At 40.8% G+C, this 304-nt stretch carries 1 tRNA gene; it reads left to right on the forward strand.

Features of this window, described 5'->3' with window-relative positions:
* Positions 1-4 precede the first annotated feature (4 nt).
* Positions 5-80 (forward strand) — tRNA-Val (locus AN392_RS18200).
* Positions 81-304: the final 224 nt, after the last annotated feature.

Genomic DNA, 304 nt, shown 5'->3' on the forward strand with positions numbered 1-304 from the left:
ATGTGGGTGATTAGCTCAGTTGGGAGAGCATCGCCCTTACAAGGCGAGGGTCACTGGTTCAAGTCCAGTATCACCCACCACATATAAAACTTATTATTATATTAATAGTCATATTGTAAATTTGTAATATGAGTCGTTAGCTCAGTTACAAGAAATGAGAGCATCACCGCTATTTACAAGTAACGGCGAGGTTCACTGGTTAAAGTCCAGTACTGTTTATTTTAATAGTAGCGTTTTAATTTATATGTGGGTGATTAGCTCAGTTGGGAGAGCATCGCCCTTACAAGGCGAGGGTCACTGGTTC

It is taken from the genome of Pseudoalteromonas sp. P1-16-1b, from assembly GCF_001401785.1.
Taxonomy (GTDB): Bacteria; Pseudomonadota; Gammaproteobacteria; order Enterobacterales; family Alteromonadaceae; genus Pseudoalteromonas; species Pseudoalteromonas undina.